The organism is Nannocystis sp., assembly GCF_016714285.1.
Lineage (GTDB): Bacteria > Myxococcota_A > Polyangia > Nannocystales > Nannocystaceae > Nannocystis.
The window spans coordinates 191279-214678 of sequence record NZ_JADJNN010000011.1; the positions used below are offsets into that span (position 1 = coordinate 191279).

The following is a 23400-nucleotide window of genomic DNA, read 5'->3' on the forward strand; positions in this document are numbered from 1 at the left end:
GTGGCATGGACGGTGACCATCGATGATGCATGGGTAGATATGGTGGATGTGGCCGTGGACGCAACGGGACGAACGATTGTCGCCCTATCGATACTCACGGAAAGCACCTTCGAAGACCCCATGGCGACCGTACTGGTGGCCTACGGCCCAGACGGCGAACGATTGTGGAATCGCCAGTGGAACTTCGAGCCGAAGGATGCGGAGAGACCCGCGGCGATCGCGACGGATGCAGGCGGTGACATCTATCTGGCCGGTCACACCCCGTCCGCGGTCTTCGCCCGCAAGTACTCGAGGGATGGGGAGTTGAAGTGGGAAACGCTCGTACCCCGCGGAGGCGACGATCGTCTCGTCGCCCGTGACATCGTTGTCGCCGATGGTGGAGTCTTCGTCCTTACCGACGATGGGACCGGGCTCAATCAGGACGAGCATAACGTTTGCGTCCTGCGGCGATTGGACGCAGCGACCGGTGGGATGGTTTGGGCGATGGAGCCCAGCACGATGAACATCGTGTTCTGCAACGGGCTCGCGCACGATGGTTCCCAGATCATCGTCGCCGGTGGGGCAGACTGGAGCCCCACGAGCCCGCTCGTCGTCGCAGTGGACCTCGATGGGGCCCAGCGCTGGTCCCTCTTCGACCCAGAGATCGCGGGCTCTTGGCTCGCGGCCGGGGCGTCGCCGCAGGGCAATGTCGTACTTACCGGCTTCGCCGCCGCCGGTGATCACGCAGACCACCGCGTGGCGGCGTTCAACAGCGACGGCACTCCCTTGTGGGCAGACATCATCGGTACCACCAGCAGCGATAACTCTGCGAAGGCCAGCGTGCTCGTCGACGCGGAAGGCCGAGCGCTCGTCGCCATCACAATCCGGGAAGTCGACGATCCCTGGGGATTGTACGGAAGTTTCTCTCGTCACAACGCCACCGGCGGGCTCCTGTGGACCACGGAGTTCCGGGCCGAGAGTGAGCTGCTGATCAATGCCGCCGCCGCTGGCCCTCACTTCGCGGTCGCGGTCGGCAGGATATTGCCCCACGTCGGGTGGGTCCGGCGCTACAATCTTGAGTAGGAGGCGCGGCGTCGCTGCAGCGTCCACAGGCCGAACCCGACCGCCGCGACGCCGAGCCCGATCGCCGCGATCCACAGCTCGCGCGGGGCCGCGGCCAACATATCGATGAGTCGCTCCCCGAACATGCTCACGAGCAGGAGCGGCAGCGCATAACCAGCGAGTGAGCCCCAGAAGTGGGTCCAGAAGCGGACCTGCGACACGCCGAAGAATGCGTGCAATGGCGGCGGCATCCAGAACACCAGGCGAAGCAGGAACACCGTGGAGAACGCACGCTGCCCGAGGGCGTCGTTGTGGCGGCGAAACCGCTCCGGGATCCGCGGCGAGACCCAGTCCCGCGCCACGAAGCGCGCGAACAAAAAGCCGACGACACTGGCCGCCATGGTGCCTGTCATCGACAGGGCGAAGGCGACTGGCCACGGCCAGATCAGCGGCGCGGCCCAGATGAACACCGTGCCCGGGAAGCCAAAGGGCTGCAGCGTCGCGTACACGACGATGAAGGCGACATAGCCCCAGGGCCCCAGCTGGACCAGCGCCGCCTTCACACCCGCGGGGTCCGCGAATTGCTCGAACAGCCCGAGCTGGTGAGCCAGCAGCAGGATCACGAGCACGACCAGCACCGCCGCGACCTTCAGCAGCGGCGCCCTGAGCTGATCCGCGGAGGCAGGCAAGCCCCGTGCATAGCACGGGCCCGGCTGCAGCGTCGATACGCGTGCCAGCTCAGCCCATACCCAGCATCGACGCGAGCAGCCGCTCGATCCGGACCGCGCCGGGATCGGGGCCGTCCTCGCCGCGGAGGCGACGCTCGGCGTGCAGGCGGGCCGGGCAGATCCGCAGACTGTGCGGCAATCGTGGCACCGCAGCCCGGATCGCGGCCTCGAGCGTGGCGCCCGTCGCCCGCGCGATCGGGCCTGAATCCATGCCATAGGCGGTACGCAGCGAGGCCGGCAGCCACCTCGCCGTCAATCGCCGCAGGACCGCGTAGGCCGGCTCGCTGCCCGCCGCCGGAGTGGCAAGCACCGCCCGCGCCAGCGCCCGCGAGTCCTCGCCGACCTGCAAGCATGGCGCCGCCCGCGGGCGCGGCCGAGGGGAGCGCGGGAGCCGAACAGCCCTAGGGGGCGCCTCGGCGACCAGCTGGTCCTTCTCCGCGAGCGAGAGCGGCCCGATCAGCGCCTCGTAGGTGTGCACCGTCGTGTCGGTCACCGTCGCCGCGACCCACAGCATCGGCGCGATCTGGTTGGCCGAATAGCGGTCGCCGGCCCGCATGGGTCCGACCGACGATGCGTAGCGACCGACCACCCGCGCCCGGTCCGACCAGGCTGCGCGCGCCGTCGACGTGGCGCAGCTCGTCGAGCCGCGCCTCGAGGACGTCGAGGTCGACCTCGTCCTCGGCCGCGCCGCTAGGCGTCGCTGCCCCGGGGCCAGCATCGGGGCCAGCATCGGGCTCGGCGAGCATGCGCCGGATCAGCGGCACACATCCGCCGCACACGCTGCCGGCGCCGGTGCGGGCACACACCGCCTCGACGCTGCGGCAGCCGCCGGTCTGGAGCGCGTCGAGCTGGCCGCGGGTCAGACCGACGCAGCCGCACAGCAATCGCCGCTCGCCCCGAGCTGGCGCTCGCCGCTCCAGCGGAAGCGCTCGAGCTCGCCGCGGGTCAAGGGCCGGTCGCCGCGCAGGCGCTCGGCGAGGGCCGCCGCAGCGTCGAGGGCCGGGGTCCCGGGTCGGCGATCGTCGCGGTGGTCGGCGCCGCCGCGTGCCTGCGGCGGCGGGGGTTGGGGCCGGGGGGGCGGGGGGGGGGGGGTCGTCGGCGCGGCAGCAGCAGCGACTGATCGAGCAGCTTCGTCGCCGTGAACAACCGGCCGTCCGCGAGGCGCGTCACCGCGGTCACGCTCGGGTGGCCGTCGTACGTACCGCCGTGGACGGTCGTCGTGCTGCTGCTCCGCGTGGCGGGTCGCCACAGGTCCGCACTTGGGTGCGCGTTCCAGCGGGCTGCCGCCGCTCGCCGGCGGGCGCCGCCGGCCCGCCACCCGCGGCGCGCGGCGCGCCCGGGGCGCCGGCCGTGCGCCGCCCTGCGCCGGTCGAGCCCGCCGCGCCTCGCCCGCGGTGACCGTGGTGCCGCACCGCGACCCCCCCGGCGGGGGGGGTCTGCGACGTCCTGGCGAAACAACACCTGGCCGGGCGGGCCGGGCGGCGGACCTCGTCCGGCGCGCTCGCGGGCACCCGCCGCCCGCGCCACAGGCGCGAGCCCCGTTCGCCCCCCGCAGCGCGCCGCCCGCGCGCGGCCCTGTGCCCGCCCCGCCGGGCCGCGGCCGGCGCCGGCCGTCGCGTCCCGAGCGCCGCTCGCTGAGCGGGCCCGATCGCGGCGTGCAGCCCGGGTCCGCCGCCCGCGGCCAGCAGCGCCCGCTCCGGGCGAGCGTCACCCGCGTGGCGCTGCGGACCGTCGCCGAGCGCGGCTCCCCCACGAGCGCCGCGATCTCGCCGAACACGTCGCCCGGATCGAGCTGATCGAGCACGACCTCCTCGCCATCGGGGCCGCGCGCCGTGATGTGGACCCCGCCGCGATCGATCACGAAGAGGTCGCTGCCGAGCTCGCCGACCGTGACGAGCACCGTGCCCGCCGGGGCCTGCACGACCTCGGCGCGGGCCGCCAGCGCGGCGATCTGCGCCCCGCTGAGCCCCTCGAACAGGGCCACCGATCGCAGCCGCCTCGCTACCTCCGCCGGCGGAGCCAGCCGCCGCCCCGCCTCGCCGCGGAGGACCACGCACTCGCGCCCGTGCAAGCTGCGATGGAACTCGTGCGCGGCGAAGTAGCCGACGATCTCACCGGCCGCGTTGCGGTGCACGAGGATCTTCGTGACATCCGCCTTCGACTCGACCACGTAGGCCGCGAACGCGGCCCGCTCGACCCCGTCGAAGATCTCGACGTGGACCCGGTACAGGTCGTCAATGAGTCGACCCAGGGCCTCTGCGTCAGGATACCTCGCTGTTGACGACCTTCATAAGCGCGGAGCCTACAACCGCCGCGCCGCGGCACACAACCGCCCCTGCCCCAGCACCACCACCGCGCGAGGCCGCCGTGCCTCGCAACCAGCCCGCCGCCGCGATATCCCGCTATCATCGCCACGGAGCCGCCGCGATGGACACCCTGCTCGCCCTCACCTGGCCCCTCCGCCTCGCCGCGCTGGCGGCCCTGTTCTTCGGCCTCGCGGCGATCTACACCGGCCTCGGCTTCCTCATCGAACGCCTGCTCGCGCGCCGCCAGATCTTCGCGATCCCGCTGCCTCCGGGTCAGCGCCTGCGCGAGCTGAGGAACGCGCTGGTGTTCCTCTCGCTGCTCACGATCGCCGCGACCGCGTACCTCGGCGCCGGCGTGGTCGACTGGTCAGGCCACGGCTGGCGCGCGGGCCTCGTCACCTTCTTCGCCGCCTGGCTCGGCTTCGAGGTCTACTACTACCTCCTGCACCGCGCGATGCACACGCGCACCCTGATCCGCTTCCACCGCGAGCACCACCTCTCGCACGTCAACACCCCGCTGACCGCCTTCTCCACCTCGATCCCCGAGTGCTTCGGCTGGATCGTCGGCTACGCCCTGGCCCCGCTGCTGCTGACCGCCCTGGCGGTCCCCGTGCACCCGCTCGGGTTTCTCCTGTACCTGATCTACAACTTCGGCGGCAACGTGATCGGCCACGTCAACGTCGAGCCCTTCCCGCGCCTCATCGGCCGCCGCTTCATGTCCTGGGCCGCGCACCCTATCACCTATCATTCGCTGCACCACGCCCGCTACACCGGTCATTACAGCTTCGGCTCGTCCTTCATGGACCGCGCGCTGCACAGCGAGTGGAGCGACTGGCCCGAGCTCCACGCCCAGGTCCTCGCCGGCGAGGCGATGACCAGCCTCAAGCAGCGCGGCCCGTCGGCTCGCTAAACGCCCGCCCCGCGCTCAGTACGGCGGCGGCGGCATCTCGAAGGGCAGACATTGCGTCAGCACCCCGAGGTCGCACACACCCGGTCGATCCGGCCGGGCCACGCAGTCGCGGGCCGGCGCGAACACGTGGCCGACCACAGTGAACGGCGTGTCGCAATCTGCGAGCCCCTCGGGCGGACGGACGAGGATATGCATCTCGCCCTCCGGGACGCCCGCGAAGCGAAACGAACCATCCGCTCGCGTCGTCGCCCGCAGCGCGACCGAGGTGCCGCCCGCGCAGCGGCCGTCGCGGCCGCGTGCGGAGCACAGCTCGATCGCCAACCCGGCCAGCGGCGCCCCGCTCTTGTAGGTCTCCAGCCGCCCGACGACCTCCCAGCTGCGGCCCACCTGCGCCGCGGGTAACCGCTCCGGACCGCGGCCCGCGACCGCGATGGCGACGATCCGCCCCGTGAGCCCGGGCAAGCTCCCGGAGCTCCACTGGGCCAGCAGACGCCCGTCGCTGCCCAGCACCGCCAGCCCGAGATCGCTGGCCACCCAGCTGCGGCCCGCCGCGTCGACCGTGAATTCGTCGATCCGGCTGCCGCGCACCGCCTCGCTGGTCACCACGCAGCCGCCACCCTCGACCGCCGAGAGGCGGATCGTCGGGCTGTCCAGGTCCGGCATCGCGACCACGCCGATATCGCTGAGCGCCCGCAACACGCTGCCCTCCAGCGGCCACGCGAGCTCGCGCCACTGCTCGCCGACCCGGAGGTAGTGCCCCCCGTGATCGCCGGCGATCAGCTGATCGCGATATACCCACAGATCGCCGGTGCTGGCGAGCCCGTCGGGCAGCGCGATCGGCCGCCAGTCGTCGCCTACGCCGCGCCACAGGCCGTTCCAGGTCGACACCCACACCGCGCCGTCGGCGACCACCATGCGGTTGAGCTTGATATCTTCGTACTTCCCCTTAAACTGCTCGCGGCCCCGCACCGCGGTCCAGCGCGCCCCGTCGTGGTGCACCACCGCCCAGTCGATGTCGCCGGTCACGGCCCACACGTCGCTCGCCGAGCGCACGACCAGGCCCTCGTAGCGCGGACCGCCGCGCTCGCTCCGCAGCGCACGAATCGCCCCGTCCGGCTCGAGCACGCGGACATTCCCCCAGTCGCTCAGCCACAGCTCGCCCTTCGGACCAGTGGCCATCACCGTGCTCTGCGCCAGCGTGCCAGGCATCGCCACCGCCGTCGTGACCGACCCGTCGGCGATCCGCAGCACACCGACGCCGTCGACCAACACATACGCCGGCCCGACGGTCGCCGGGGCCCCGGCGGGCGGCGGCGGCAACGATATCTGGCAGCCCGCAGGCGCGGCCGCCGGAGCCGCCCGCTCCCCGCCACCCTGCGGCGTCTCCGGCACCTGCGAAGCAGACCGGCAAGCGACCAGGCACATCAGCACGAGCGCACGCATGGCGGAGCCCACGCTACCAGATCGCGGCGGAGCGGCGCGATCTTCAATCGCCGCCTCCCGCAGGCGCTCTGGCTCTGGTGATCCCCCGCCCCCGTGATTCGCTGCTCCTCGGCCCGCGGCCGTCACGGGCAGACCAGCGGCGTCACGCGCACGAGCACCTTGTTCCCGGCGATATACGACACCCCGGTGACCCCGCTGGGGGCGACCGCGACGCCGACCGGCGGGGGCATGCCGGTCCCGCCGAGCAGCGGCGCCTCGGGCCCGACCGGGACGAGGTCCGCGTAGAACCAGCGGATCGCGGCGCGGGCGGGCAGCCCGTCGCAGTTGAGCGCGCCGACGTCCTGCGGCGAACCGCAGGCGGTCCACGCGACCGCGAGGTTGCCCGACGCGTCGCTCGCCACGTCGACGAAGGGCGCGAAGCGGGCGTCGTCCGCGGTGACCTGGACCGTGCCCGCGAGCGCGTCGCTGACGTCGCGGCGCTCGATCGCCAGGTGGTCCCCGGCGTCGTGACCGACGATCACGACGGCCTCGTCGCTCGCGCTCAGGGCCACGCCCGCCCACGCCCGCGGCCCGCTGATGCTGAGGCTGTCGACGCGCATCTCCGTCGTCACCAGCGCCGCCGGCGTGCCGTCCGCGGCGAAGCGACGATAGATGATCGCCCGGCTCGGGTCGCCCCAGGCCACCACAAAGCGGCCCGAAGGGTGAAGGGCCACCGTCGGCGGGGTCGCAACGCCGGTCGGGTGCATACTGATCCGCTGCTCCGGCGCGCCCTGATTGACCGCGAAGTCGGCGAACATGCGGACATACACGTCATTCCCGAGGTTCGCAGAGGGCGCGAGGAACGCGACGATCGCCTGCCCGCCGCCGCCGAGCGCGACCGACGGCGACTCCTTGGTGCCCGGGACCACCGCGTGCACGAGAAAGCTGGTGGTGCTGACGCCACCCTTGATACCGCGCATTCGGATATCGGGCCCCGCCTCCCAGACGACGGCCACGTCCCCGCCCGGCGCCACGCCGATCACCGAATCGGTGACATCGGCCGCCGGCGCGTTGAGGTCGACGGCGTTGCCACCATCGACCTGCTGCACGAGCAGCTTGTCGGGCGCGCCCTCGATGCGCCACACGACCGCGAAGACCTCGCTGTCGGCGACGCCGATCGGGCGCGGCGCGTCGTTGCCCTGGACGACCTGACCGATCGGCGAGAGCAGATCGACCGGATCGCCGAGCGGGCCGATATAGAGGCTACCGTCGCCGCAGGCCGGGAGCTTGCAGGTCGGGCGGCAGGCGCCCGGGAGCGTCGGGCTGTTGCCCGCGCCGGCGTCACACTCCTCGCTGCCCACCCACACGACCCCGTCGCCGCAGCTGGCCGGCTGACAGCTGTTGCGGCACGCGTCCGCGTCGTCGCGGTTGCCGTCGTCGCACGCCTCATCGGCGTCGACCACCCCGTCGCCACAATTCGGCGGCGGCCCGGTCGTGATGACCTCGCTGGTCGCGTCCCCGCTCGCGTCGCCGGTCGACTGGCTCCCCGTGACCTCCTCCTGGGTGGTGCTTGCCGACGAGCCCTCGCTCGATCCGCCCGAGCTCCCGCTGAGCTGACCCGGCGGACCGTGATCGGCGAAGCACGCCGCGAGCATGCAAGCGCCGAGCAGCCAGACCCTCGAGATCACAGCGGCGCCCACGAGAGCTCGCAGCGGTCGATGTACCACTGATTACGATCGGCCGCGATGCGCACCACCACCGGCTCGGGGCTCGCCCCCGGGTTGTCGCGGCGGTACAGCAGGGTCGCCTTGTCGTCGGTCGACACCGAGTACTGCGCGCGCTCGTCGGTGGCGCTGATCATCATCGTCGGTCCGGCTTCGACCGCACATTCCAGGAGGTAGCGGGTCCTCGGGGCGGCCGTGAAGTGCAGCTCGGCCCCGGCCGCGTTGTACGGCGCCAGCACCCCGGCCTCGCTCCCGTAGATGTACAGATAGTTGCGCTTGGTGCGGACGGTCATCGAGCTCACCGGCGTCGAGATCAACTCCATGTAGTTTTCATCGTCGTGGTAAAGGGTCCGGGAGTCGTACACCAGCGGCCCCTGGATCGCCGCCGGCGCGACCCCCATCGCGTCACCCTTCTCGACCGGCGTCAGCCGCTTCACCGCGAAGGCCGGCACCTTCATCGCCTGGTCGCGCGCCACGGCCATCGCCGCCGGCCCCATCGCCTCGCCCATCGGCTTCGGCGTCAGCGCCCGCGCCCACACCGGGTCGAGCTTGCTCGCCTTCGCCGGCACCGCCTTGCCATTCGCGGTCGGCTTGGCCGCCACGCTGCCGACCAGCGCGACCACCAACAGGCCGAGTCCGGCCGCGGCGAGGCGACGGAGATTTCGACGACGATGTTGACGGCTGCGCTCGTTCATCCCGCGAATCTAGCGGAGTGACCCTCGCATTCGCGCGCCGCTGCGCCGCCGCTGACGTGCGTCAGCGCGGGCCCTGCGAGCACCTGTCTCCGGAGACAGGTGCTCACCAGGCGCGCTACCGCCAGCCCGGCGCCGGTCCGACCCGCAGGACCCGCACGCCCACGCCCGTGGCCGCGCTCGCCGGCCCGCGAAAGCGCAGCGCGTAGGTCCCGGCCGTCAGCGCGACCGTCGTCGGGGCCGCGCCCGCGCGCGCCTGGGCCCACGCGAAGTCGTCGCAGCCGCCGCAGCGGATCAGGTCGACCACATTGGCCACCCCGCCGTCCTCGCCGGTCGCGTCGCCGACCGCCGCGATCGTGTAGCTCGCGTCGGCGGGGACCACGAGGGTCCGGTGGGCGACCAGCGTGCCCGCATTGAAGGGCCCGAGCGCGTCGGCGTCGGCGCAGTCGAGGGTGCGAAACTCCGCGAGGCGCTCGCCGTCCCACGCGAGCTCGGGCGCGCTGCACTCGACCAGCTTGCGCTTGAACGCGATCGCCGGGCAGTCCCGGCGCGTCGCGTCGAACTCGGCCGCCAGCGCCGGCAGCGTCGCCCCCAGCTCCTCCGCCAGCACCCGCGAGACCAGGCCCGGACCGTCCTCGAGCTGCAGCCGCTGATACACCCGCAGGTACGCCGCCACCCCGCGCTTCTCGATCAGGAAGGCGGTGAAGGCCCCCGCCAAGAAGTACAGATCGTCCGGCAGCCAGCCGCGCTCGCGCGCCCCGATCGCGTCGGCGATCGCCCGCGGGCTCACCGGCTGGATATCCACGTAGTCGCTCTCGACCAGCGGCGGCTCGTACGCGACCGCCAGACCCTCGAGGAAGAACGCCGCCGAGATCCCGTCGTCCCAGGTCAGCGCGTGCACCAATTCGTGGTCCGCCGGGCCCGCCGTCGCAAACACGTCGCCGCCCACGGAGCAACCACCGCGATCCGCGACGCAGATCGTCCGTTCGCCGAAGTCCCCCGGCCGCAGCAAATAGTAGGTGATGCGATCGCGGCCGGTCGGCGGCGGACGCCCGAGCTCGTCAGCCAACAGGGCGATGAATCGATCCATGTGCCCGACCACGTCGCCGCACAGCGCGAGCCCCGGATCGGCCGCCAGACGCACGTGGGCGCCCTCCTGCTGCACATCCGGCAGGTTGCAGCCCGCCAGCGCGGCGCATAGCAGCACCCGCCTCACGGCCGCTGCCTCACGATCGTCAGGCCCTGCGGGTCCTGCAACACCACGTCGAGCGCGCCGTCGCCGTCGAGGTCGCGCGCCGACAGGCTGTGATGATACGCCGCGCTCGCCAGCCCCAACGACGGCGTATCCTCGGGCAGGCGCTGCGGCAGAAACCTCCCAGCAAACACGAAGGAGCCGCCCGCGCCGCGGCCCTGCCACAGCAGCACGCTGCGATCGATGGCCGCCGTGACGACCAGCAGCTCGCGCGCACCGTCGGCGTCGAGGTCGGCGGCCGCGAGCGCCAGCACGTCGCTGTGGTCGAAGATCGTGCGCGGCGCGGCCAGCCCGCGGGCGACACCGGGGAACAGCGCCAGCCCGGCCGCGGTCGGCGTCACCAGGTCGACCCGCCCGTCACCCGTGAGCTCGGCGGCGAGAAAGGGCCCGCCCGCGCCGACGCCCGCCCACGCGCGCGGCGCGTCGAAATTGCCGCTGCCCTGCCCTCGCGCGACCCGCAGGCCGCCATGACCCCACAGCAGCAGGTCGAGGCGATCGTCGCCGTCGATCGCGACCAGCGCGAGGGGATAACCCGCGAACTCCGCGACGGTCTGCCCGAGCGCCAGGTCGAAGCCGCCGTCGCCGCGCCCGCGCAGGTACGTCAACGAGAGCCCGTCCGCGGCGCCGACGAGCAGGAGATCGGCGTGGGCATCGGCGTCGAGGTCGCGCACGAACACGCGGGTCGCCGCGCTGACGATGCTGCCCAGCGACGTGGCCGTGACCCCGCCGTCCGTGTCGACACGCGCGACGCAGAGCGCCCGCAGCGAGAAGCCCAGATCCGCGGCTGGATCGGCGACCACCGGCCCGAGCAGCACGATCTCCTCCGACCCGTCGCCGTCGAGGTCGCCCGCCGCCGCGTCGAGCGCGAGCGCGGCCGCGTCGGCGAACAGGCCCGCCACCGGCACGTGCTGCGTGGGCCCGAGCCCGCCCGCGCGGCCGAGCCACAGCGCGAGCGCGTCGCCGGCCGCGAACCAGTCGCTGCGACCATCCCCGTCGAGGTCCGCGAAGGCACCCGGCGCCTGGACCCCGAGCCGCGCCCCCGCGCGCTCGATCAACGCGTCGCCGATCGCAAGCTGCTGCACCCCGGCCTGCTGGAGATCGAAGCTCGCCACCCCAATCCCGCCAGCTCGCAGCTGCACCGGCGCGACCACCTGCGCGTAGTCGCCGAGGCGGTGGCGACCGAGCTGCGTCAACCCGCCGGCGCCGTCGTTGCGCAGCAGCGTCAGCGCCGCGAGTTGGTGGACCCCGGGCCCGTCGCTCGCCAGCGCGAGCGCGTCGAGGTCGCCGTCATCGTCGAGGTCCACCAGCGCCAGCGGCTGCACCGGCTCGTCCGTCACCGGCACGAGCGCGGCCGAGGGATCGAGGATATCGAGCAGCACCTGCCCCCCGCCGACCAGCAGATCGTCCGCGCCGTCGCCATCGAGGTCACCGGCCACCAGCGAGCCGGCGACGGTCTCACCGGTGAACACGCGCCGCTCCAGATCGCCGGAGATCCGCGGATACACCACCACATCGTGGCCCTGCGTGGCCGCGACATCGAGCGCCGCGTCGCCGTCGAGATCGATCGCCACCATATTGGCCAGTCGGACCGGCCCGAGCAGCTGCGGCGCGGGCTCCACATCTCCATCGACCTCCGCGAGCAGCCACAGCGAGCCAATATCGATCGCGCTGAGCCCATAAGTCGGCACCACCAGGTCGAGTGAACCATCGCCCAGCACGTCGCCCAGCGCCGGCGCGCCGACGTATTCGTCCGGGAAAGGCACCACATATTCCGCGTCCCAGGCCTCCCCCACCCGCCGCAGCAGGCTCAGGCCGCCAACCCCCTCGCCGACCAGCCCCCACGCCAGCAGCTCGTCCTGTCCGTCCCCATCGAGGTCGACCCCAAGGCAGCTCCACATCGCCAGCAGCCCGCTCACCGTCGCGGCCGTCGCCACCTCGACCGCCGCCGCGTCGACCACCGTGAACTCGCCGCCCTCGCCCACCGCGACCAGCTCGTCCACGCCGTCGCCGTCCTGATCGAGCGCGCAGCGCAGCTGCAGCGTCGGCCCGCTCGAGTACGGCGTCACCCGCAGCCCCGAACCGGGCCGCAGCTCGCCGATCGCCCCGCCGCTGCGCCCCCCGTGCAGCAGCTCCTCGCGCCCGTCGCGATCGCGGTCCGCCGCCGCGATCGCCCCGCCCTCGTCCAGCGTCGACGCCAGCGCCAGCGCCCCGCTGCGCGGGTCGAGCTGCGCCGCCGTGGATGTCCCCCGGGACAGGACCCCAAGGACAGGTAGCAGCCCGCCGCCGCGGACGATCACCAGCCCGCTCGGCTGCGCCGGCGCCGGCCAGCGCGTCGTCTCTCGCGCCCCGCCCGCGCCGTCGCCGAAGATCACGCTGACCGTGTCGCCGAGCTCATCGGCGCTGGCGAGGTCGATCCGTCCGTCGCCGTCGAGGTCACCGGCCACCAGCGCCGCCGGGGTCGCGCCGACCACGTGTCGCGCGTCGGTGATCAGCGCCCCGCCGCTGTTGCGCAGCACCTGCACCGCGTCGTCGTCGCGCAGCGCCACCGCGACGTCGATCGCCCCGTCGCCGTCGAGGTCGCCCGCCGCCAGCGCCTGCGGTCCGCCGCCGACGATCGTCCGCGGCTCCACGACCCCGCGCCGCAGCACGCTCACGCTGCCGTCGCCGACGTTCGCGGTGATCAGCGCGTCGGGCCCATCGGCGTCGAGCCGCGCCGCCAGCACCCCACGCGGCGCCTCGCCGGCCGCGTGCGTGCGCAGCTCGAACCTGCGAGCGCCGCGGTTGTACAGCACCCCGACCGCGTCGCTGTCCGGCAGCGCGGTCGCCAGGTCGGGCCGCCCGTCGCCGTCGAGGTCGCCGTGCGCGAGGCCGGCGACCGCCTGTGCCAGCGGCCACGAGCTCATGCGCTCGCCGCCCTCCGCCGCGCCCCAGTGGATCGACAGCGTCTCGCGCGACGGGTTGACCGCCGCGACGTCGAGCCAGCCGTCGGCGTCGAGGTCGAGCGCCGCCATCGCGTCCGGTGCGAAGCCGCGGCCGATCCGGATGACCGCCTGGTCGGGGAAGCAGAACACCCCGACCGCGGGCGCCCCATCCCCACAATCGGCGATCGTCGGTTCACACGCGACGACCGCACCTCCGACGACCAACGCAGCCAACGTCCGCCAGGGCCGCATCGTCGACCACACTACCCGCATTCCGTCGCGGGCACCATCGCCGCGTCAGGCCGGCGCGAGCGCGACGGTCACCTCGGCGCAGGGGTCGAAGGGCGAGCCCTTCACGTCGGCGATGCACTTGACCACCAACCGGACGCGCGCGTCGCCGACCGCCCGGTTGGGGTCGGGGAAGCCGTTGGCGGCGAGGATCTTCGGCAGGTCGACATCGCTGACCATCCACGGCTGCGTGATCACCTGCCCCGGCTTCACCTCGCACGGCATCTTGAGGCAGCTGTCGCTGTAGCTCGTGTTCGGGTCCGGGTCCTTCTCGGAGCGGACCAGGTTCACCGATTCACCGTCGTCCTTCTTGATGTACAGCCACAGCTCGTACTTGGTCGCCAGCAGCGTGCAGTCCTGTTGACCCGTGATCACCATCGTGCCCTTGAGCACCGAATCACCGACCGGAAAGCGTGCAGACGCGGCGGGCTGGCGCTCGATGACCGTGATCTCCACGCTCGCCATGTTCTTGCCGCCCATGAATTGTTTGGCCTTGTCGAAGAATCCCATGCCCGACGCCATACCACGGCGACGCGCGGATGCGCACGAAATCTCGGGGTCCACCGCTCACCCGCGTCGGCGCCGGCGTGCCAGCCCGAGCAGCATCAACAGGCCCACGCCCTGGCCCACGCCCTGGCCACCGCCCTGGCCCACGCTGCGACAGCCGCAGCCCGCCTCCTCCGGCGGCGCCTCGCCGTCGTCGCCCGGCGGCACCGCGTCGGGGCCCCAGCTCTTGCAGCGCAGCGGGTCCCAGCGATCGTCGTCGATCTCGCAGGTGTACAGATCGCTGAAGCACTGCTCGCCGAGCGCCGCCGCCGGGTCGAGCGGCCGCAGCCCGAGCGCCACGCCCTCGCCGAAGCAGCGCTCCTCGCCCGCCGCCACCTCGCCGGTCGCCAGGCTCACCTGATCGATCGCCAAGCAGGTCGGCGCCAGGGCCTCGCGCGTGAACACCGTCGCCAGCCCGCCCGCCACCACCGTGCCGTCCTGGCGCAGCACCCGGGCCCACTGCCCCGCGCTCGCCGGGTCGACGCCTGGCTTGCCCGTCAGCTGCACGCGCAAGTACCCGCGCGTCTGCGTCGCCGCGCAGGCGCCCTTCGACCACGTCGCCCCGTACGACACCCCGCACATCTGCTGGTCGCCCGGATACGCGTCGTTGCAGCACACGATCGTCGTCAGCGTCAGCACCGGGTCGTCGAAGTAAGTCTCGACCACCGCGAGCTCCACCGGCGCCAGCGCGGCCGTCGGACCCGTCGCGGCCTGCACCGCGAACGCGAACGGTATCGTCGCCTCGCTGCAACCATCGCTCGGGTCCGGGTTCGTCAGGCTGCCGCTGACCTGATAGCTGGCCCCCGCGATCAGCGGCGCGTCCGGTCGCCAGATCAGCAGCCCCGCGAAGGGCCCCGGCGCGAGCGCCCCGGCCACCGGCGAGCCGTCCTGCGTCACCGCCAAGCTGGTGCGCCCGGCCAGCGCCGCCGGCGTGAGCTCCCCGATCGTCGCGGCCTTCAGCACCAGCACGCCATCGGTCGGGATCGCCGCGTCGCTGGCCGGCGCCAGCTCCAACACCGCGACCACCCCGGGGCAGAGATCTGGCTCGCAGGCCCTCGCCTCGCGCGCGAGCAGCAGCGCAGGGACCAGCAGAGCAGCCACGCGGACGAGCATCGCGGCCGCGAGTATATCCGAAGCCCGTCCTGGCGAGCTGCAGCTCCGCGCCACGCGGACGCCGCCGCTCGAGCCGCGCTCGCCAGATCCGCGCGTAGGACGCAGCGATTGCGGGCACACCCGCGGCCGTGGGGGCGGATACTCGGGCCGCCGACAACGCGGCGGAGGATGGACATCATGGCGAAGTATCGTGGACTGGTATACGTGAAACACGGTCGGGTCGGCTCGCGCAGCGAGGGCCCCGATTACTATCTACAGACTTACCGCATGGACTACCTCCTGCGCTATCAGGACCGCCAGCCCTGGCAGCCGGACTACCAGCTCGAGTTCTACGGCCGGCGCATGGTCGAGGTCGAGGGCACCCTCGCGGACCGCCAGACGATCAAGGTCGCCAGCATCCACGAGATCGTCTCGCCGATGATCCCGCGCCCCGACGCGCTCGGGCCTCACCTCGGCGAGCCCTTCACCCTCAAGTACGGCCAGAGCGCGCACCTCGACGACGCCAAGCTGAAGCTCGCGTTCCTCAGCGTCGACCAGGACTCGCGCTGCCCGATCGGGGTCACCTGCGTGTGGGAGGGGCAATGCATCGTCGGGCTGTCGCTGACCAAGGACAGCGGCGAGACCGAGAAATTCACCCTGACCGCGCGCGCCGGCCACCCCGAGCTCGCGGCGGCCGAGGTGTTCGGCTACCACGTCGAGCTCCACAGCGTCGCCCCGGCGCCGACGAAGGACCTGCCGCACCCCGGGCACGAGCAATACCAGCTGAGCGTCGAGATCAGCGCGATCGCCTGAGCCAGCCCGCCGCGACGCAGACGCTCGTGAACGTCCGGCGGGCGCGAGCGCCCGCCGGACCGTTGACACGCGCCGCCAAACCCACCTATTGTCAGATCATGGACGACTGGTTCGGGTTCCAGGGGGGGTTCCAGGGGAGCTTGGTCGCGGTGGGTCTGCTCGCCACGGTGCCGGGGTGTAAAGACCAAGACACGGACACGGACGCGACGACAGGAAACACAACGAGCACGGAGCCGGCCTCCACAGGTGACACGCCCACCGGCTCGGCCAGCGCCACCGGCACCACCGGCGACGGCGACGTACCTCCAGCGTGCGTGGCCTACGGCGCGAAGTTTGACGAGTGCAACATCGGCCCGATCGAAGGGGTGGATGCGGATCAGCACTGTGCCCTCCTCCTCATGGAGTTCGGGACCATCGGGGTCAAATGTACGCAGAGCTACGAGGCGTATCTGGCCTGCGTCTCGGCGCTCAGCTGTGCCGAGTTAGCGAGCGACCCCCCGAAGTGCGAGGCCGAGATGCAGGCCCTGGAAACCGGGTGCGTCCCCGAGGTACCTCCGGTATGCGTGTCCTATGGTGCGAAGTTCGCCGAGTGCCTGATGGAGCCGACGGCGGCGATGGCCTATGAGCAGATGTGTGGATACGGACTCATGTACTACGCCAAATACTACGGGGCCGACTGTGGGCAGGCCCAGGAGGCGTGGTTCGCCTGCCTCTCGGCGCTCAACTGTGAGGAGTTCCTGGGCCACACCATGGGCGACCTCCCGGTGTGCGAGACCGAGGATATGGCCCGGCAAACCGCGTGCAACTAGGCGTGGCCGCACGCCCAGAGCCCAAATGATCTTCGTCTCCGGCACCAAGCGCAGCGGCACCTCGATGTGGATGCAGGTGCTGCAGGCCGCGGGCCTGCCGATCCTCGGCAAGGCGTTCCCGCGCGACTGGGGCACCAGTCCGCTGCGCGACGCCAACCCCGACGGCTTCTACGAGACCCTGCTGCGCAACGGCGTCTACTTCGCCACCAACCCGCACCCGCGCACCGGCAAGTACTTCACGCCGGCGCAGGTCGACGGCTATGTGGTGAAGGTCTTCGTGCCCGGTGTCATCCGCTCCGAAGCCGGATACATCAGCCACCTGCTCGCCAACGTCCGCGAGTGGCGCGAGTACGAGGCCTCCATCAACCGCCTCTACGCCATGGAAGCCCAGAGCCGCGAGGCCGTGCGCGCCACGGGCGTCGAGGTCGACGATCCCTTCAATTTTCCGCCCGCCTACGAATGGTGGATGGAGAACTTCGCGCTGGTGCGCGACATCTCGCTGCGGCGCTACCCGGCCCGCCTCCTGACCTACGACCAGGTCCTCGGCGACCCCGAGGCCACGATCGGCGGCGTGCTGCGGTGGATCGGCCGCGGCGACCTCGAGGCCGCCGTCGCCGCCGTCAAGCCCGGGAACCGCACCCAGACCCGGCCCAGCTCCGACAGCGTGCCGCCCGCGCTGGCCCAGGTCTTCGACGACCTGTACGCCGGCGTCGCGGCCGGCACCAGCATCGGCGGCGCCCTGCTGCGGACCCTGAACGAGACCAACCAGAAGCTGCTGCCCGAGCTCACGAAGCTGCAGATGAAGGTCGCGCACTCGCAGATACAACAGCAGGCCAAAGCCAAGGTGCAGCCGGCCCCGATCGAGATCGAGGGCCTGCCCGACCTCGATTGAACGCCGGCCGCATGCTCGGCGATCGCCTGAGCCGATCGATGCTGCGAGATACCGGCGCTCGTGGACGATCGACGGGCGCGAACGCCCGCCGATCTTTTTCTCTGCGCCACCCGCAGGCGACCCTCGTCCCCGTGATAAGGGGCAATCAGCGCCCCCGGAGCCAGACCCCATGCGCATCGAATCTCTCCTCGCCAGCGCCCTGCTGCTCGCCACCTCACCCGGATGCCGACATACTGCCGCCGCCAGCGCGGCCGGACTGCCGCAATTCCCCTCGTCCGCCGAGCTCGAGCGCCTGGCCGCCGCCCCGGCCACGATCCCTCCGCCCGAGCCCACCCGCCGGGTCCCCAGCTGGACCCTCGCCGCGCCGCTGCCGACCCATATCGGCAGCGCCCCGCACGAGCGCGAGTCGGCCACCGGTGCGCTTCTCGCCGAGAGCCTCGGCCCCGGCGTCCTCCTCTCCGCTGGCATGCACTGCGTCGCCCGCGAGTACGGCCGCTTCTGGCTCGCCCACGCCGCCATGCCCGCGCCCGAGCTCGCCACCTTCATCCTCGCCCGCTGCGGCGAGCCCGTGGCCGACCTTCAAGTCGCGATCGGCCACGGCGACACCCCCGGCGCCGCCGATCTCACCGGCCCCTGGCGCGCCGGGACCGAGGCGACGCTCGCCAAGCTCCCGCGCTCCGGCGTCGCCGTCGGCGCGTGGTCGGGCGAGCAGGACGGCCGCTCCGTCGTCGTCGTTGTGCACGGCGAACGCACCCTCGAGCTCGAGCCGCTCCCGATCGACGCCGGCCGCGACGGCATCGTCGAGCTGCGCGGCCGCTTCATCATCCCCGTCAGCGGCAGCTCGGCCCACGTCACCCGCGGCGCCTACGGCTTTCGCGAGTGCCTCGCCGTGCCCGGCACCGCCGCCCCGCGCTTCCGCTTCCGCTGCGCCGTCGACCCCGCCGACCCCACCGTCTTCCTCGAGCTCAGCACCAGCGCACCCGGCCGCCTGCTCAGCGAGCGGGCCATGATCGCCATGATCAGCCCCGGCCAGCCCGCCCCCGACACCCACGCCGCCCGCGACCTCGCGCGCCCGGCCACGCCGATGCAGGGCCGCGGCGCCCCGGCCCTGCTCGCCGCGATCGCCGGCCTGCGCGACGCCCTCGGCATGCGCCCGCTGCGACACGCCGAGGCCCAGAGCGTCGTCGCCGGACGCCTGCTCCCGCACTACCTCGCCGCCAGTCACAACCACGACGGCCGCACCGCCGACCTCGTCGCGCTCGGCATGATCGCCGGCTGGCAGGTCGACGGCGGCACCCTGCGCGACGGCGCCTTCCTCGGCCTCGAGCTCGACGGCGCCGAGAGCGTCGACCTCGCCCTCGAGGCCGCGCTCATGAGCCCCGCGCGCCGGGCCGCCCTGCTCGACCCGCGCTCCGCCGCGATCGCCCTCGCCGCCCGCGACAGCGGCGACGGCAGCCAGGCGATCGTCGCCACCTACCAGTTCTTCGAGACCCTCGACCTCGCCGCCAGCGAGCAGGCGATCCTCGACGTCCTCGACCGCGAGCGGGCCGCGCTCGGCCGCCGCCCCGTAATCCGCGTCGACGGCAACTCGGCGCCCCCGCTCGCCGCCGCCCGATCGAAGATCCACGCCGGCGCCGATATGAATGACGCACTGCAGGTCATGCTCTCGGACATCGTCGGCAAGACCGGCCTCGCCATGCGCGGCCTGGCCCTGCGGACCACTGACCTCGACTCGCTACAATTCCCGAAGGATCTGCTGGACGCCGAGCACGTCCAGATCGACCTCGACCTCAGCCAGCACCGCCCCGCGGGCAGCCCCTGGGGCATGTTCCTGGTCCTCTTCCTCTACACCGACGCCTGAGCCCCAAGAATCCACCCGCAGCCCGATCGACGGGAAGATCGGCAGCCCGATCCCGCCGGCCGCGATCGAGAAATCGTAGTGATCGCTCCCTGGGGCGTTGTACCCGACCCCGGCAGGGTTGCGATCCACGCGCTGCGGGGATAGCGTTGGGGTTCATGACACCCTGGCTCGCCGATGAAACCATACCAATGTCCTGTCTCGCCCGTCGCAAGCCGAGGGAGCTTTCATGGGTCGCCCTGGCGCTGCTGCTCACGGCCTGCAGAGACGACGTGACCGCGGACGAGCCCGGCACGAGCGGGAGCGATAGCGGGACCGGGGAGGAAGGCGGCGAGGTGCCCGATCCCGAACAAGACTCGGAGCGGATCACCGGGATCGGCGTCGGTGGGGGACCCGACAATCTGACCTACTCGGGGGTTGGATCGCTGGAAATGGAGGCCTGGGGCCCCGCGGCCTATGTCGTCGATCACCTCGGCCTCAACTGGCTCGCGGACGGACCCGGCCACAAGATCCTGGTCATCAACGACGATGGCAAGATCGTCGATCGCTACGATCTCGAGGGCCTGGCCCGCGGCATCGAGGACATCGAGGTGACCGAGACTCACGTCTATGTCCTCATGCTTGGCGGCCAGACGCCGATGATCGGTCGGGTCGGCCGAAACGATGCGGCGGCCACGGCCTGGGAGACCTTCGACATCCCCACCAGCCAGCTCGACATCACCGACATCACCGGCCTGCGCAGGGACGCCGAGGGTGTCGTGGCGGTCGAGTTGGCCTTCGGTCGCGAGCACCTGCCGCTGTTCGCCGGCGACGGGACACGGATCGCCGCGCCTGGGGCCCCGATCTCGAAGCACCAGGTCGATGGCCACAGCATCGAGCTGGTGGCCGCGACCGGCGTGCCCGCGGCCAACCTGTCGACCGCTTCGTTGCTCGTCGATGACATCAAGGTCGCAACGATCGAGACCGCGGGCATGCTCGGAGACCTCGCGCTGATCGGCGCGACGCCTGAGGGGGACATCTGGCTGCGCGTCGCCGACGTCGGGATGCTCGAAGGTGCCATCGTGACGCGCATGCTCGCCTACCGCTTCGCCCTCGACGGGACGCTGCTGCGGGTCCTCGAGATGCCGATGCGCCACGAGCAGGTCTGGGTCGAGCACCGGATCACGATGGACCCCGAGGGCGAGCTCCGGGTCATGAGCGCGAGCGCCGACGAGGCGTCGCTGCGCCGGCCGGTCGACATCGCCGTGGCTACGCCGCTGAAGCTGCCCCCAGGTGTGATGGCTTTCCGGCCGGGATCCGACCCCCACGCGGGCCGCGGCGGCGAACCCGAGGCCCTCGCGCCGGGCATCGAGGGCGGCCTCGAGGCCGGCGAGGGTCAGTGCATGAGCCGCGACGAGATCATGCAGCGGGCCTACGAGTACGCGAACTTCACGGCCGTCTACAATACGAAGCACATGACGACCTGCTCCGGACGGACGCCGGTCGCCTACTTCCAGAGCCATCTCGGCCAGTCGATCAAGGGTGTCGCCTACAAATACGCGGGGTACATGGAGGTGAGCACCTACGCCAACGCAGTCGCCAACAATTACACGGTCGGTGACCTCAACACGGCGAACGACAAGGTCGTCGACGGTTGCTCCTACGGCGTCGACTGCTCGGGCTTCGTGACCAAGGCCTGGCTATCCGGGCACCAGACGACCAGCACCCTGCAGAACGTCAGCTTTGGGCTCCCTGGCACCGACGCGCTGCTGCCCGGCGACGCCCTCAACAAGCCGGGCTCGCACGTCCGGCTCGTCGCCCAGCACCTCGGGGCCGCTGGCGTGAAGGTCGTCGAGTCGACGACCGGCAAGGACTGGATGCGCGTGGTCGTCCACGACATCTCGTGGGGCAGCGCGGGCTATGCCGCAGGGTATGCGCCGGTCCGCTACGCCAAGGTCTGCCCCGACGTTCCGCCCCCGCCGCCAGCGACCACCGCCCACGTGATCTTCGACGTCAGCGGTTACCTCCCAGTCGGATCGGGCTATGTCCCGGTCGGGCCGGCGCGGGTGCTCGACACTCGCGTGCCTGGCCAGGAGTTCGTCGGCCCGCTGGCGACCGACCAGACCATCTCGGTCACGCTGGCCAACAAGGCCGGGCTCCCGGCCGCGGCGCAGATGGGCGCGGTCGTCCTCAACATCACGATCGCCAACCCCGAAGGCAGGGGCTATCTCGCGGCCTATCCCGACCCGCCCAACCCGGGAAACTCGAGCGTCAACTTCGCGGCCGGCGAGACGATCCCGACCCTCGTCATCGTCGAGCCCGGCGCCGACGGCAAGGTCGAGCTCTTTCACTTCACCGACAAGGGCACCTCGCACGTGCTCGTCGACGCGTTCGGCTACTTCCAGCCGACCGCTGACATCCACATGGTCACCCCGACCCGGGTGTTCGACTCACGCCAGCCGGAATTCGGGGCCGCGGTGGTCCCCGCCGGGACCCGGGAGGTAAAGCTCGCGGATGGTGTCGTGATCCCGCTCGCGGGCGTCAGCGCAGTCATCGCGAACCTCGCCGCCGTGACCCCGGCCGGCAACGGTTACGCGACGATCTTCGAGTCCGGCGCGGCGCAGCCGGTGACCTCCAACCTCAACTTCACGGTCGGCGGAGTCCGGTCGAACCTCGTCATCATCCCGGTCTCGGCCGAGGGGTTCGCCACCCTTTACACTTCGCAAAACTCCCACTACCTCGTCGATGTGCTCGGGTGGTTCGGCGACGGGGTCGGCTTCGAGCCGATCTCGCCGCTGCGCCTTCGGGACACCCGCATCGACGACGCCGGACCGATCGGCAACGAAGAGTCGATCGCCGTCGATGTCGTCGGCGCGCCGACGATCCCCGATGGGGTCGAGGCGATCTTCGGCAACGTGACCGCGGCCCAGCCGACCTCGCAGGGCTTCCTGCAGGTCTACCCGGACGCCGTGCCGGACACCTCGAACCTCAACTTCATCGGCGGGAAGACGGTTGCCAACGCCGTGTTCACCGAGGTCTCGGACAACGGTGGTATCCACATTCGGGTCGTGATCCCCAAGCCCTGAGCACGACCCTTCGATCGCCCCGGGGGCAGCCCCGGGGCCTGTTTCTGAGCCTCAGAAGTCCACGCGCAGCCCGATCGACGGGAAGATCGGCAGCCCGATCCCGCCGGCCGCGCTCGAGAAGTCGCCGTCACCGGCCAAGTGGTCCCGGGCATCGATGCGCGGCCGGTGACCACGCCGGGCAAGCTGGTCGCCGAGCCCTCGACCTGAGCCGCGCACTCTGGCAAAGTCCGGCCTGTCATGCACCGACCTGGGCTCTCGATTTCCGTCTGCTTGCCACTGCTTCTCTCGTTCGCCTGCGCGGGCCCAGCTGACGGGTCGACGGACGGCACCAGCAGCGGGGACACCGGATCGACCGACACCGGCGGCGACACGCCGACGACGACCGGGGCTCCGAGCGGCGCGCCGATGGTCATGGAACTCCTGGCCAGCGCGCCGAGCCTGACGGAAAACGAGGCGATAATTTTGACGGCGATCGTGGTCGACCCGGACGGGCTCGACACCATCGTCGCCGGCAAGCTCACCAGCGAGGACGGCAGCGTGTATTATGGGGCTTTCGCGCACATGGGCGGCGGCACCTACCAGCTCCCGCTCAGTTGGGAACAGCTCGGCATGGCGGAGAAGATCGACTTCAACGGGTACGAGCAAATGCGCGTGCTCAAGGCCGACTTTCAGGACATCGACGGCAACCATGGTGAGCGCACGATCGCGATCAAACTGACCTGTGACACCCCGGGCGCCTGCGACGGCACATGCACGGACCTCCTGGAGGACGACCACAACTGCGGGCAATGCGGCGAGACCTGCCTCGACTTCATGTACGGCTGCAAGAACGGCGAGTGCACGATTGGCGGTTAGTTGCAGGTGACGTTGCCCATCGAGGCGTTGATGTAGGACGGCAGCACCACGCGGACCTCGGTCTGCGCGGTGTGAAACTGGACCGGCAGGCTGGTCGCGTCGCCGAGGGCCTTGCGGATCAGCGGGATGCCGCGGCCGACCTGCCCGACCAGGCCGAGCACGCGGGCGGTGGCGGTGAGCAGCGGG

The 23400-nt window shown here is 71.7% G+C and carries 19 protein-coding genes and 1 pseudogene; 8 read left to right on the forward strand and 12 right to left on the reverse strand.

Going from position 1 to position 23400, the window contains the following annotated elements:
• Positions 1-12: 12 nt before the first annotated feature.
• Positions 13-1062, forward strand: a complete 1050-nt coding sequence (locus tag IPJ59_RS20380) for a PQQ-binding-like beta-propeller repeat protein (RefSeq protein ID WP_293258234.1) — start codon at positions 13-15, stop codon at positions 1060-1062.
• On the opposite strand, the gene IPJ59_RS20385 is transcribed toward IPJ59_RS20380, so the two are convergent.
• The 4 genes and pseudogenes from IPJ59_RS20385 to IPJ59_RS20395 form a co-directional block, all read right to left on the reverse strand.
• Complete coding sequence (locus IPJ59_RS20385; protein WP_293272962.1) at positions 1047-1730, reverse strand: TVP38/TMEM64 family protein; 684 nt, start codon at positions 1728-1730, stop codon at positions 1047-1049. The two genes, IPJ59_RS20380 and IPJ59_RS20385, sit on opposite strands and share 16 nt — an antisense overlap.
• Before the next feature lie 49 nt (positions 1731-1779).
• Complete coding sequence (locus IPJ59_RS20390; RefSeq protein ID WP_366524648.1) at positions 1780-2499, reverse strand: oxygenase MpaB family protein; 720 nt, start codon at positions 2497-2499, stop codon at positions 1780-1782.
• Between the two features lie 64 nt (positions 2500-2563).
• Positions 2564-2653, reverse strand: a pseudogene (locus IPJ59_RS37975) (hypothetical protein); the annotation flags it as partial.
• A complete protein-coding gene (locus tag IPJ59_RS20395) occupies positions 2629-3939 on the reverse strand; it encodes a cyclic nucleotide-binding domain-containing protein (protein ID WP_293272964.1) in 1311 nt (436 codons plus the stop codon). The pseudogene IPJ59_RS37975 and the gene IPJ59_RS20395, both read right to left, overlap by 25 nt.
• Before the next feature lie 257 nt (positions 3940-4196).
• Here IPJ59_RS20395 and IPJ59_RS20400 point away from each other — a divergent pair, with 257 nt between their 5' ends.
• Entirely contained in the window at positions 4197-4985 is a 789-nt protein-coding gene (locus tag IPJ59_RS20400; RefSeq protein WP_293258242.1) for a sterol desaturase family protein, read from the forward strand.
• Positions 4986-5000: 15 nt separating this feature from the next.
• On the opposite strand, the gene IPJ59_RS20405 is transcribed toward IPJ59_RS20400, so the two are convergent.
• From IPJ59_RS20405 to IPJ59_RS20435, 7 genes are all read right to left on the reverse strand, one after another.
• The gene (locus IPJ59_RS20405; RefSeq protein ID WP_293272965.1) at positions 5001-6428 is read right to left on the reverse strand and encodes an NHL repeat-containing protein; all 1428 of its coding nucleotides are present in this window, start codon (positions 6426-6428) and stop codon (positions 5001-5003) included.
• Positions 6429-6550: 122 nt separating this feature from the next.
• Positions 6551-8107: a DUF4215 domain-containing protein gene (locus IPJ59_RS20410; protein ID WP_293272966.1), complete on the reverse strand. Its 1557-nt coding sequence runs from the start codon at positions 8105-8107 to the stop codon at positions 6551-6553.
• The gene (locus IPJ59_RS20415; protein ID WP_293272967.1) at positions 8092-8826 is read right to left on the reverse strand and encodes a hypothetical protein; all 735 of its coding nucleotides are present in this window, start codon (positions 8824-8826) and stop codon (positions 8092-8094) included. The genes IPJ59_RS20410 and IPJ59_RS20415 overlap by 16 nt, the downstream gene beginning before the upstream one ends.
• A gap of 115 nt (positions 8827-8941) precedes the next feature.
• Entirely contained in the window at positions 8942-10039 is a 1098-nt protein-coding gene (locus IPJ59_RS20420; protein ID WP_293272968.1) for a hypothetical protein, read from the reverse strand.
• Positions 10036-13221, reverse strand: coding sequence for an FG-GAP repeat domain-containing protein (locus tag IPJ59_RS20425; RefSeq protein ID WP_293272969.1), 3186 nt, complete (start codon positions 13219-13221; stop codon positions 10036-10038). The genes IPJ59_RS20420 and IPJ59_RS20425 overlap by 4 nt, the downstream gene beginning before the upstream one ends.
• Positions 13222-13293: 72 nt before the next feature.
• The gene (locus tag IPJ59_RS20430; RefSeq protein WP_293258252.1) at positions 13294-13794 is read right to left on the reverse strand and encodes a hypothetical protein; all 501 of its coding nucleotides are present in this window, start codon (positions 13792-13794) and stop codon (positions 13294-13296) included.
• 57 nt (positions 13795-13851) lie between these two features.
• Positions 13852-14943 carry an MYXO-CTERM sorting domain-containing protein gene (locus IPJ59_RS20435; protein WP_293258254.1) on the reverse strand — a complete coding sequence of 364 codons (1092 nt, stop codon included), beginning with the start codon at positions 14941-14943 and terminating at the stop codon, positions 13852-13854.
• A 177-nt stretch (positions 14944-15120) separates the two neighbouring features.
• On the opposite strand from IPJ59_RS20435, the gene IPJ59_RS20440 reads away from it, so the two are divergent.
• The 6 genes from IPJ59_RS20440 (at position 15121) to IPJ59_RS20465 (ending at position 23214) form a co-directional block, all read left to right on the forward strand.
• A complete protein-coding gene (locus tag IPJ59_RS20440; RefSeq protein WP_293272970.1) occupies positions 15121-15735 on the forward strand; it encodes a hypothetical protein in 615 nt (204 codons plus the stop codon).
• A 149-nt stretch (positions 15736-15884) separates the two neighbouring features.
• Positions 15885-16544 carry a hypothetical protein gene (locus IPJ59_RS20445; RefSeq protein WP_293272971.1) on the forward strand — a complete coding sequence of 220 codons (660 nt, stop codon included), beginning with the start codon at positions 15885-15887 and terminating at the stop codon, positions 16542-16544.
• A 25-nt stretch (positions 16545-16569) separates the two neighbouring features.
• Complete coding sequence (locus tag IPJ59_RS20450) at positions 16570-17436, forward strand: hypothetical protein (protein WP_293272972.1); 867 nt, start codon at positions 16570-16572, stop codon at positions 17434-17436.
• 169 nt (positions 17437-17605) lie between these two features.
• The gene (locus IPJ59_RS20455; protein WP_293272973.1) at positions 17606-19297 is read left to right on the forward strand and encodes a hypothetical protein; all 1692 of its coding nucleotides are present in this window, start codon (positions 17606-17608) and stop codon (positions 19295-19297) included.
• A gap of 188 nt (positions 19298-19485) precedes the next feature.
• Positions 19486-22359 carry an NHL repeat-containing protein gene (locus IPJ59_RS20460; protein ID WP_293272974.1) on the forward strand — a complete coding sequence of 958 codons (2874 nt, stop codon included), beginning with the start codon at positions 19486-19488 and terminating at the stop codon, positions 22357-22359.
• A gap of 270 nt (positions 22360-22629) precedes the next feature.
• Positions 22630-23214, forward strand: coding sequence for a hypothetical protein (locus tag IPJ59_RS20465; protein WP_293258266.1), 585 nt, complete (start codon positions 22630-22632; stop codon positions 23212-23214).
• Here IPJ59_RS20465 and IPJ59_RS20470 read toward each other — a convergent pair.
• Entirely contained in the window at positions 23211-23375 is a 165-nt protein-coding gene (locus IPJ59_RS20470; RefSeq protein ID WP_293272975.1) for a hypothetical protein, read from the reverse strand. The genes IPJ59_RS20465 and IPJ59_RS20470 overlap by 4 nt on opposite strands.
• Positions 23376-23400 lie beyond the last annotated feature (25 nt).

What these genes read in the sequence shown, in the direction of transcription:
- IPJ59_RS20390 (WP_366524648.1), bottom strand. Translation starts at nt 2,499, where the DNA reads ATGCTGGCCCCGATGCTGGCCCCGGGGCAGCGACGCCTAGCGGCGCGG.
- IPJ59_RS20400 (WP_293258242.1), top strand. Translation starts at nt 4,197, where the DNA reads ATGGACACCCTGCTCGCCCTCACCTGGCCCCTCCGCCTCGCCGCGCTG.
- IPJ59_RS20405 (WP_293272965.1), bottom strand. Translation starts at nt 6,428, where the DNA reads ATGCGTGCGCTCGTGCTGATGTGCCTGGTCGCTTGCCGGTCTGCTTCG.
- IPJ59_RS20415 (WP_293272967.1), bottom strand. Translation starts at nt 8,826, where the DNA reads ATGAACGAGCGCAGCCGTCAACATCGTCGTCGAAATCTCCGTCGCCTC.
- IPJ59_RS20430 (WP_293258252.1), bottom strand. Translation starts at nt 13,794, where the DNA reads ATGGGATTCTTCGACAAGGCCAAACAATTCATGGGCGGCAAGAACATG.
- IPJ59_RS20435 (WP_293258254.1), bottom strand. Translation starts at nt 14,943, where the DNA reads ATGCTCGTCCGCGTGGCTGCTCTGCTGGTCCCTGCGCTGCTGCTCGCG.
- IPJ59_RS20440 (WP_293272970.1), top strand. Translation starts at nt 15,121, where the DNA reads ATGGCGAAGTATCGTGGACTGGTATACGTGAAACACGGTCGGGTCGGC.
- IPJ59_RS20450 (WP_293272972.1), top strand. Translation starts at nt 16,570, where the DNA reads ATGATCTTCGTCTCCGGCACCAAGCGCAGCGGCACCTCGATGTGGATG.
- IPJ59_RS20455 (WP_293272973.1), top strand. Translation starts at nt 17,606, where the DNA reads ATGCGCATCGAATCTCTCCTCGCCAGCGCCCTGCTGCTCGCCACCTCA.
- IPJ59_RS20460 (WP_293272974.1), top strand. Translation starts at nt 19,486, where the DNA reads ATGTCCTGTCTCGCCCGTCGCAAGCCGAGGGAGCTTTCATGGGTCGCC.